At 69.0% G+C, this 7,623-nt stretch carries 6 protein-coding genes and 1 pseudogene; 5 read left to right on the forward strand and 2 right to left on the reverse strand.

The annotated features are described in order from the left end of the window. Nucleotides 1-355 precede the first annotated feature (355 nt). The 5 genes and pseudogenes from ACFWYS_RS44085 (at nucleotide 356) to ACFWYS_RS44105 (ending at nucleotide 4,897) form a co-directional block, all read left to right on the forward strand. Nucleotides 356-526 (forward strand): hypothetical protein, encoded by a 171-nt coding sequence (locus ACFWYS_RS44085; protein WP_384782222.1) that lies wholly within the window; start codon nucleotides 356-358, stop codon nucleotides 524-526. Then, entirely contained in the window at nucleotides 523-1,683 is a 1,161-nt protein-coding gene (locus ACFWYS_RS44090) for a permease (protein ID WP_384782224.1), read from the forward strand. Before ACFWYS_RS44085 ends, ACFWYS_RS44090 begins: the two co-directional genes overlap by 4 nt. After that, nucleotides 1,680-2,504 carry a TIGR03943 family putative permease subunit gene (locus tag ACFWYS_RS44095; RefSeq protein WP_384782226.1) on the forward strand — a complete coding sequence of 275 codons (825 nt, stop codon included), beginning with the start codon at nucleotides 1,680-1,682 and terminating at the stop codon, nucleotides 2,502-2,504. The genes ACFWYS_RS44090 and ACFWYS_RS44095 overlap by 4 nt, the downstream gene beginning before the upstream one ends. Before the next feature lie 109 nt (nucleotides 2,505-2,613). Next, nucleotides 2,614-3,447, forward strand: a pseudogene (locus tag ACFWYS_RS44100) (IS256 family transposase); the annotation flags it as partial. 250 nt (nucleotides 3,448-3,697) lie between these two features. Beyond that, nucleotides 3,698-4,897 (forward strand): IS110 family transposase, encoded by a 1,200-nt coding sequence (locus ACFWYS_RS44105; RefSeq protein WP_384782228.1) that lies wholly within the window; start codon nucleotides 3,698-3,700, stop codon nucleotides 4,895-4,897. A 697-nt stretch (nucleotides 4,898-5,594) separates the two neighbouring features. Here the strand turns inward: ACFWYS_RS44105 and ACFWYS_RS44110 are convergent. Then, entirely contained in the window at nucleotides 5,595-6,500 is a 906-nt protein-coding gene (locus ACFWYS_RS44110; RefSeq protein ID WP_384782230.1) for a carbohydrate ABC transporter permease, read from the reverse strand. Next, complete coding sequence (locus ACFWYS_RS44115) at nucleotides 6,497-7,483, reverse strand: carbohydrate ABC transporter permease (protein ID WP_384782232.1); 987 nt, start codon at nucleotides 7,481-7,483, stop codon at nucleotides 6,497-6,499. Before ACFWYS_RS44115 ends, ACFWYS_RS44110 begins: the two co-directional genes overlap by 4 nt. Nucleotides 7,484-7,623 lie beyond the last annotated feature (140 nt).

Below are 7,623 nucleotides of genomic sequence, written 5' to 3' on the forward strand. Positions count from 1 at the left end.
CCCCGCCCCAGCCAACCCGGCCCCCCCCCCCCCCCCCCAGCCACCCCAACAACACACCCCAAAACCAAATGGCACCACCGACACGGTCGGTCCACCCTCATGCAAGATCGAGGTTAGTGCTCGGCATTGCCCGGCTACACAATCCCACACTCGCGCTGGCGACAAAGCAATGGGCACGACAATGAGCCGGACAGCCCTGGGTAAAGAGTCGGTAAAGTGGCGGGATGATCGGCTGGTGGGGCGATCTCTCAGCGTGTGACCACTCGCGACGATCCAGATCCTGGGCAGGCCGCTCCAGCCGACGGGTGGTCGCTGCGGTCACCCGTCCACCAGCCACTCGTCTCAAGGACTCGCCATGAACGATCGCGCTCCCTGTACCGGCGTCCACGCCCTGCCCGACGGCAAGGTGGAGGTCCCCCTCGTGCTCCGATTGCGCCGGGAGGATGTGGCCGCGCTCGGTCGGGACGCGGGCCGCCCGGCCGGTCGGCTCCGGCGTTCCGTCTCGGTGGACGAAGGAGCGCGATGAGCAGGACTTCGGGACCGTCCGCCGTGGGGCGTTCGGACGCGGACGTAGCGGAGGCGATACCCGGCAGTCCGGATCGTGGGGAGGCGGCGGAGCCAAGAGAGCGCGACGTGGCGCACGGAGTGCCGAGCACCACGACGGAACCACCACCTCATGCCTGCGACGCCCACGGCGCCGGAGCCGGTACAGAGGCGCCGCGCCGGGCGGGGAACGGCGGGTTGGGCACTGCCCTGGTGGGCGTCGCCGTCGTCGCGGTGCTCGCCGGGCCGTTGCTGGAGGACCTGCCCGGGCTTGCGGCGTTCGGTGCCTGGCGGACGCTGGTCGTCGCCATCGCGGTTCAAGGCGTACCGTTTCTTCTCCTCGGTACCCTCGTCTCCGCAGCCATCGGCGCCTTCGTCCCCGCCAATGCCTTCTCCAAGGCTCTGCCCCGGAACCCCGCACTGGCCGTTCCGGTGGCCGGCGCCGCAGGGATGGTGCTGCCGGGTTGCGAGTGCGCTTCGGTTCCGGTGGCGGGCAGCCTGATGCGCCGGGGTGTAGCTCCCGCCGCGGCCCTGACGTTCCTGCTCGCCGCGCCCGCCGTGAACCCTGTGGTACTCGTGTCGACGGCCGTCGCGTTCCCGGGCAGCCCGGAGATGGTGGTGGCCCGGTTCGGAGCCTCACTCATGGTCGCCGTGCTCATGGGCTGGCTGTGGATCAGCTGGGGGCGCGAGGAGTGGCTGAGGCTGCCGACGAGCCCCGCGGGGCACGTCCCGGGCGGAAGTCGGCTGGTGGCCTTCCGACGCGGACTGCAGCACGACTTCCTGCACGCGGGCGGCTTCCTGGTCGTCGGAGCCATGGCCGCGGCGACGTTCAACGTCCTCGTACCGCCCTCCGTCCTGGAGGTCTTCGCGGACTCGCCGTGGCTCGGTGTGCTGGTGGCCGCGGTGCTCGCGGTGCTTCTGTCGGTGTGCTCGGAGGCGGATGCCTTCGTCGCGGCCTCCTTCACCGGCTTCTCGCCTACCGCCCGACTCGCCTTCATGGTCGTGGGCCCCATGGTCGACCTGAAACTGATCGCCCTGCAGTCGGGAGCCTTCGGACGGGCGTTCGCATGGCGCTTCTCCGCCGCCACGTTCGTGGTGGCCGTCCTGTGCTGCGTCATCGTCGGAGGAGTGCTGCTGTGACCGGACGACCGACCGGCAAGGGACGCCGGCGCCCGAGCGAACTCGGGCTACCGCTCCTACTGGTGCTGACCGGCGCGGGCCTGCTGCGTACCACCGTGTTCAGTGACGTGTACCTCCGCTACGTCAAGGAAGGGCTGTGGCCCTATCTCGTGACCTCCGGCGCCTTCCTCGTGGTGCTCGGCCTGGCGGGGATCGGGGCCGAGGCCGTGCGGCGCAGGCAGCAGCCGCTCCGGTGGGGAGCCGCGTCCGACCGCGGCCTCTGGCGCGAACCCCACGACGAGCGCACCGACACCGACGACGGGTGCGGGCACGAGCACAACGGAGCGACGCGCGTCGCCTGGCTCCTCGCCGCCCCGGCCCTCGCCCTCCTGTTCGTCGCGCCCCCGGCCCTCGGCTCCTACACCGCCTCGCGGGACGGTGCGGCGGCACGCGTGGAGCGGACCGCCTACGAGGAACTGGGAGACGCGCCCGCCACGCCCATGGCGCTGGAGGAGTTCATCGGCCGGTCGATATACGACACGACGAGCCTCCACGACCGCAAGGTCCTGCTGACCGGCTTCGCAACTCCCGGCAGGAGCCCGGACATCTGGTACCTCAACCGCCTCGTTGTCAGCTGCTGCGCGGGGGACGCGATGCCGCTGCGCGTCGAGATGCGCGGATCGGCCGCACCCCCCAAGGACACCTGGGTCACGGTCGCCGGTGTCTGGAGGGCTGGTGAGGTCACCGAGGAGCACCCCGTCCCGGCCTTCGAGATCGGCGACCTGAGGACCGTCGCCGAGCCGCGCAACCCCTACGAGGACGCTCCACCGTCCGTCGACTGATTCCCAGAGCGGTTGACGGTGAGTGCTCGCCTGTGATCATCGAGCGTGCATGATGCGAACGGGGTCTGTACGGTGAGCGGTGTAACTCCCGAGCTGAAAGCGACAGTTGATGACTGACGTGACAAGTGACAGCGAGGCCGGGAAGACCTCGGTGAGCGGGACTGGCGCCGTGGATGACGGGCTGGTTGCCGAGCTGGTGGCCCGGGCTCAGGCCGGTGGCGTGAAGCTCACCGGGGAGGGCGGCCTCCTGCAGCAGCTGACCAAGCGGGTGCTGGAGTCCGCGCTGGAGGGCGAGCTCACTGATCACCTGGGACACGAGCCCGGTGAGCGGGCCGAGGGCGGCCGGGAGAACTACCGCAACGGGCACCGCTCCAAGACGGTGATCACCGAGTCGGGGCCGGTCGAGATCACGGTGCCGCGGGACAGGGCCGGATCGTTCGAACCGCGGCTGGTCAGGAAGCGTCAGCGGCGTATGGGCGGCGTGGACGAGATGGTTCTGTCGCTGTCGGCGAAAGGGCTCACGCACGGGGAGATCTCCGCGCATCTCGCCGAGGTGTACGGCGCGGAGATCTCCAAGTCCACGATCTCCACGATCACCGACAGTGTGATGGCCGGCATGACGGAATGCCAGAACCGTCCGCTGGACAGCGTCTACCCGGTCGTCTTCATCGACTGTGTGAACGTGAAGGTCAGGGACGGGCAGGTCGCAAACCGGCCCGTCTACATGGCGGTCGCGGTCACCGCCGAGGGACACCGGGACATCCTGGGTCTGTGGATCGGCGACGGAGGGGAGGGCGCGAAGTACTGGCTCCAGGTCCTGACCGAGATCAAGAACCGCGGCGCGGCCGATGTCCTGATGCTGGTCTGCGACGGCCTGACCGGCCTCCCGGACGCCGTGAACACCGTCTGGCCTGCGACGATTGTCCAGACGTCATCAGTGCACACTCCTTGGTGGCGGGAATCCCCCGCCGGTCACCGCGCCAGCGGGAGAGGACCTATGCAGACGTGTTGCCTTCGAGGCCCCCATGCAGACCCGTCCCTCTCGCTGGAGGCGGGCCGCGAACTGGCCAGCGGGAGTCGCGCTTCGAGCGCCGAGATGAGGTACCAGCGGGGCCGCCCGGTCGGTGACCTGGACCGACAGGACGGAAGCTATGGACCACTCGTTACCCACCAACACCACAGATCCAGCCGGAGTGTTCGCCGGCGTCGACTGGGGCAACGCCCATCAGCAGCTCTGCCTCGTGGACGAGGCCGGCCAGGTCGTGCACCAAAAGCGCTACGCCCACACCGCTGACGGCCTCGAGCGTCTGGATCGTCACCTGCGCCGCCACGCACCACTGGCCGGGATCGCCATCGAACGCGGCGAGGGCCTACTGGTCGAGCGCCTTCAAGCAGCAGGTCACACCCTCTACTGCGTCTCACCAAAGATTTCCGCGCGAGCGCGGGAACGCTACCGGATGGCACCGAAGAAGGACGACGCCTTCGACGCCTTCGTCCTGGCCGACAGTCTCCGCCACGAATACCGGCGCTGGCGGCCGCTGCCGGTCGCCTCACCGAAGCTGGCCGAGCTGCGGGCCGTCATCCGCGACCGCGAACGCGTCGTCTGGAACCAGCGCGACCTGGAGAACCAGCTGCGAGCCATCCTCGAGTCCTACCACCCGGCCGTGCTGCACCTGTTCTCCTCCCTCGACCGCGACATCAGCCTTGCATTCCTGCAGGACTACCCCACCCCTGAGCAGGCCCGCCGCATCGGCCCAGAGCGGATGAAGGCGTTCACCGGCCGTCACGGCTACTCCGGGCGCACCCGCCCCGAAGTGCTGGTGGAACGACTGCGTACGCACCTGCTCACCGCAGCCCCAGGCACGGTCGCCGGCAAGCAGCTGACCGCCGTGCTCTTCGCCGAGCAGCTCGCCCTGCTCAACGACCACATCCGCATCCTCAACAAACGGATCGACGAGCTCCTGGCCGCCCACCCCGACGCGCCGATCTTCCTCAGTTTTCCCTGCATGGGCCGCTCCTGCGCGGCAACTCTGCTGGCCGAGATGGGCGAAGACCGCGATCGTTTCCCCACCCCGGCCGCACTCATGGCCGAGACCGGAGTCGCCCCGGTCACCCGGTCTTCCGGCCGCACCCGGCAGGTCCGCTTCCGCTATGCAGCCAACAAGCGCATGCGCCACGCGGTGGACTGGTGGGTCTTCAATATGGCTCGCGAAGTGCCCTGGGTGCGCGAGGCATACGAGCAGGCCAGAGCTCGCCGTCAGCCCCACAACCGCGCCATCCGCGGCCTCGGCGCACGATGGGTCCGCGTCCTCTGGCGCTGCTGGCAGGACCACACCCTCTACGACCCCGGCCTCCACCTCAGCAATCGCGCGGAGGCCGATCTGACAGCCTGACGCCCCCTGGGCCGTCTGACCGAAGCCGCGGGACGATCACGCCACCGACCCTCGGCACTTTGGCATGCCCGCAGCCCCTTCCGAGAGAACACCTGCCTCGTGATCCACAAACCGCAAGGTTGACAGGGGGAGTCTCGTCCGTCCACCCGGCGAGGTCGTGGTCAGTGTGCGCCCGCCCACCGTGTTCGCCAATGCATCCGACACCGAGTGCATGAGGTTACGCAGTCTGCTGCGGGGCCGTGATGTCCGTGGTGTAGTTGCGGCGAGTTTTCTCCTCGTAGCGGCGGAAGGCACCGGACTGGCAGCAGAGGCTCAGGAGGAGATCTAGCCGCGATCTGGTGACAGCAAGTCGGGGTCGCCGACCATCACGCCCACCCTGGGTCCTGGCGAAATGGCACGTTGTCCCATCCCTCGACGACACTGCCCCGAACTCCGCCCCGTACTGCATCCGGCGGTACCCAGAACACACGCCAACTCACCGCGAGCGCACCCCCCTTCATCGGCTTCAACACGCCAATTCGACAGGGAATTGCGCGAGTCCGAAAGAGAACTGGGTGCCGCAGAGTTACGGTTCGCGTGTGATTCCCAGCCGCTCTCACGCCGAGCGTGCAGTGGCCAGGACCTGACCTGACCTGACCGTGTCAGGCACCGGCTACGACCTCGCCGGGCGGCCCGGCGTTCCAGGTGAGCCCGAGGGCTATTCCTTGACGGCTCCGGCGTTGGCGCCTTGGACGAAGTAGCGCTGGAAGCAGAAGAACAGCGCGGCGACGGGCAGGGTGGCCAGCAGGGCTGCGGCGAGTTTCAAGGGGTACTGGGTGCCGCCGCCCAGGCCGCCGGAGACGAGGCGGGCGAGGCCGGTGGTGAGGGTTTCGTACTGGCTGGACTGGGTGGCCACGAGGAAGTGGGTGAACTCGTTCCACGATCCCTGGAAGGAGAGGATGGTCAGGGTCAGTAGTGCGGGGCGGGCCATCGGCAGCACGATCGACCAGAAGGTACGGAAGACGCCGGCACCGTCGACGCGGGCGGCCTCCTCCACTTCCCGGGGGATCGACTCGAAGAACTGCTTCATGATGAAGATGCCGGCTGCGTCCACCATGAGCGGCAGGATCATGCCGGTGTAGGTGTCGAAGAGGCCGAAGCTGTTGAGGACCAGGAACCTGGGGATCAGCAGTGCCACCCCGGGTACGGCCATCACGGCGAGGATGAAGCCGAACAGCAGGGTGCGGCCGGGGAAGCGCAGCCGGGCCAGGGCGTAGCCAGCCATCGAGTCGAACAGGACACGTCCGGCGGTGACGACGACGGCTATGAAGGCGGAGTTGCCGAGCCAGCGCAGGAACGGGACTCCGTCGCCGGCTTGGCTGAGTCCGAACAGGCGCTGGTAGGCGGCCGTCGTGGGTGTGGTGGAGATCAGCCCCAGGGGGTGGGCCGCCGCGTCCGGGTCGGTCTTGAAGCCGGTGACCAGCTGGATCACGAACGGCACGATGTACAGCAGGCCGAGCGTGGCCACCGCCGTATAGCCAAGGACGCGCAGGGACAGGGGGAAGCGGCCGAGCACGGGATGTCCCTGTGCCCGGGCGGCGGCGGCCGGGGACTTGGCGCTCATCGGTTCCTCCGGACGCGAGGCGTGCGCTCCCGGAGCAGGAAGCGTTGTACGGCGGTCATGGTCAGGATCAGCGTGAGCAGGATGAAGGCGATGGCCGCGCCCTGTCCGAAGTCGGCGTCGCCGAAGGCGGAGGAGTACGACAGGAACGCCGGGGTGAGAGTGGTGTTGCCGGGGGCGCCCTGGCTCATGACGTAGACCTGGTCGAAGACCTGCCACGTGCCGATCAGTCCGAGGGTGAGGACGAGGAAGAGCACGGGCCGCAGCGCGGGCAGTGTCACGTACCGCAGCAGCTGGAAGCGGCTGACGCCCTCGATGGCGGCGGCCTCCTCCAGTTCGCGCGGGATGTCCTGTAGGGCGGCGAGGAAGATCAGCATGAAGGTGCCGGAGGTCGTCCACACGGCGAGCAGGATGATCGTGCACATCGCGACGGACGGCCCGGACAGCCATTCGAACCAGGACAGTCCCATGAACGAGTGGTCGGTGAGGGCGCCCGAGGGATGGTCGGTGTCGACGATGCCGAGGCCGCCCAGGAGGAGGGAGAGCACGCCGCGAGAGTCGTTGAACCAGTTCGGGCCCTTGATCCCGATCCACGACAGCACGGTGTTGACGGCCCCACTGCCTTGGAACAGGAAGAGGAAGATCGTGGAGACCGCGATCGAGCTGGTGACCGAGGGGAAGAAGAACGCGGTGCGCAGGGCGCTACGGCCCCGCAGCATCCGCTGGTTGACGACGAGCGCCAGCGTCAGCGCGAGGATCGTCTGCAGCGGCACGGTCAGCAGCACGTAGTAGAGGTTGTTGCGCAGTGAGGTGGCGAAGAGGGTGCGGTCGAGGCCGTCCTGGGTGAGCAGACCCCGGTAGTTGTCGAGGCCGACGAAGTCCGCCTGGCCGCTGAAGGGGTTGGACTGGCCGTCCCAGTGGAGCAGGCTCACCCACAGCGCCATCAGGGTCGGCAGGACGAGGAACAGGCCGAGGACGATCACCATGGGGCTGACGAACAGCCAGCCCCAGGCTCCTTCGGCGCGGGGCCCCCCCCCCCCCGCCCGCCCCGGGCGGGGGGGCGCCCGCCCGCCGCCCCCCCCCCCCCCCGGCGGCCGGGGCGGCGCGCCCCCCCCCCCCCGGGGCC

It is taken from the genome of Streptomyces sp. NPDC059010 (assembly GCF_042740355.1).
GTDB lineage: Bacteria > Actinomycetota > Actinomycetes > Streptomycetales > Streptomycetaceae > Streptomyces.

Excerpts from the sequence above, each read along its gene's own strand:
- ACFWYS_RS44085 (WP_384782222.1), top strand. The coding sequence starts at position 356 with ATGAACGATCGCGCTCCCTGTACCGGCGTCCACGCCCTGCCCGACGGC.
- ACFWYS_RS44090 (WP_384782224.1), top strand. The coding sequence starts at position 523 with ATGAGCAGGACTTCGGGACCGTCCGCCGTGGGGCGTTCGGACGCGGAC.
- ACFWYS_RS44110 (WP_384782230.1), bottom strand. The coding sequence starts at position 6,500 with ATGAGCGCCAAGTCCCCGGCCGCCGCCGCCCGGGCACAGGGACATCCC.
- ACFWYS_RS44115 (WP_384782232.1), bottom strand. The coding sequence starts at position 7,483 with ATGGTGATCGTCCTCGGCCTGTTCCTCGTCCTGCCGACCCTGATGGCG.